We start from the raw sequence: 1,818 nt of genomic DNA on the forward strand, positions 1-1,818 counted from the left end.
ATTAAGATAGGGATTCTCTTCAGGAAAAAAGATTAAATCAATGTTTTTATTATAATTTATATCAAAAGCCCAAGAGATTCTAAGGTTGCCTTTGAGTTTAAGAGTATCTGTAACCTTTGGGAGCTTATGGATAAAGGGAATAAACGCAGAGCAAAAGTGTTCTTTTAATTCCTCATCATCAAGATGAGAACATTTTGTGGTGTAATAATACATCTCTGACAAAGGAGTTTGATAGTAGTCATTTGTTTTTAAGGACAAAAGAGACGCATTCCCTTGAGTAGTCGGAACAATATCAGAAGCCATTATTTATCCTTATTTCTATATACTGCATTATTTTATCTATATTGATATTGTAATTCTTCCCAAATAGAAAAGTTTTAAAATTATTTTGTATGTGGTTGGTAAAATGGGTTTTTTATAAGATAGTAGTTTATCATCTTTTTGGTTAAAATCCTTAATATTTAGCATTATATTTCAATTCCAATTTTTGCAATAACTCATCATTAACAGATTCCAAAGGAATAAGATTTTCTTTTTTGGAATCGTCTCTTGCTTGGCGATAGTAGATGTAAGTTTTGTCTATAACCTCTTTATCCTTAGCATCATCAACATACCCTTCTTCTCTACTATATTGATGTAAGTAAAATTTACCATTGATAAGTCTAAAAGTAAGATAAGTGTTTGCAATATTACCGATTCTATCTTGCCATAAAGAAGTGATTGTAAAAAAATCTTTTTTATTTTCAACTTTGCCGACACTATTGCTGAAGCAAAAACTTTGTAGCGTCTTAATATTACCAAAAATATCAACACAGCTATATCGTTCGACAGCCCTACCCAGCTCATCATCTTGCCAGTTAGACAAAATAAGTAGAATGAAATCTTTTTTGCTTGTTTTAATGTTATAAGATTCTATGATAATATGCTCTTTATTGTATGGAAGAGTTGAGATATATTTTGCTTTCACCCTATCCTTTAGGGTCTGTATATCATTAGCATATAGCGCACTAAATACCAACATATTACATACTAATATCAATAAAACTTTTTTCATTATCTCTCCTTTATTTGAGATTATTTAAAGCCTTTAAACAGTTCAGCATTTTTAATTCTGTTGTGAGCATCTCTTCTATCAGTTAATCCATGATAACCTCCATTTATAAGCTTACTCATAACCCTTTGAGTTTGTGTAAGTCCTATTTCTTGTTTGCTATCATTGTCTTTTTCTTTTGTTATTATATTTCCATTATCTTTATCGTCTGCTATTTGATAGAGGTATTTTCCTCTCCAAGTCGCAATAACGCCTTGACTAGGATAAGTCCTTGCATTCCAGAAATACACAGCACTAAGTAAGGCAAATTTGCCATTAGTAGTTATTTCATTCCTATGATTCTCATTATTTAAGAAATCTTTTTTATCATTTGGGTTGCTATTGTTATAATAATTTTGAAAAGCGGTGTAATTATTCCTCCCCGTAAGCTGTATTATCCCTCTACCTCTAAAATTCCAACCATCATCTCCACCTTGATTGCCATTTTTATCACCATATACATAGTTTGCTATTACTTTTGCCTTATCTGATTGCAATGCTATTAATTCATCAGCCTTTTTCGCATTATCACCTTTAAATTTATTTGGAAAAACTTGTTTGAGCCTTTCTGCTGTTGTGTATCTCAGCTCTTCCTCCAACCTAAAGCTACTCCCTACTTCTACATAACATTGCGCAAAAAAATGTTCTATCCTAGTTCTCGTATCTAGCTTATAATGCACATACATGGGTTTTCCATCTATATGGATTCTGTTGAGTTCATTTACCAT

At 31.2% G+C, this 1,818-nt stretch carries 3 protein-coding genes; all 3 read right to left on the reverse strand.

The features are described from left to right. On the reverse strand, positions 1-303 hold a 303-nt coding region (locus LS69_RS09960), incomplete at its 3' end, for a hypothetical protein (protein WP_138124663.1). A gap of 151 nt (positions 304-454) precedes the next feature. Then, a complete protein-coding gene (locus tag LS69_RS10970; RefSeq protein WP_238699306.1) occupies positions 455-1,054 on the reverse strand; it encodes a hypothetical protein in 600 nt (199 codons plus the stop codon). A 20-nt stretch (positions 1,055-1,074) separates the two neighbouring features. After that, a partial coding sequence (locus LS69_RS09970; protein ID WP_238699307.1) for a hypothetical protein occupies positions 1,075-1,818 on the reverse strand: 744 nt, incomplete at its 5' end.

Source organism: Helicobacter sp. MIT 05-5294 (genome assembly GCF_000765675.1).
Classification (GTDB): Bacteria; Campylobacterota; Campylobacteria; order Campylobacterales; family Helicobacteraceae; genus Helicobacter_D.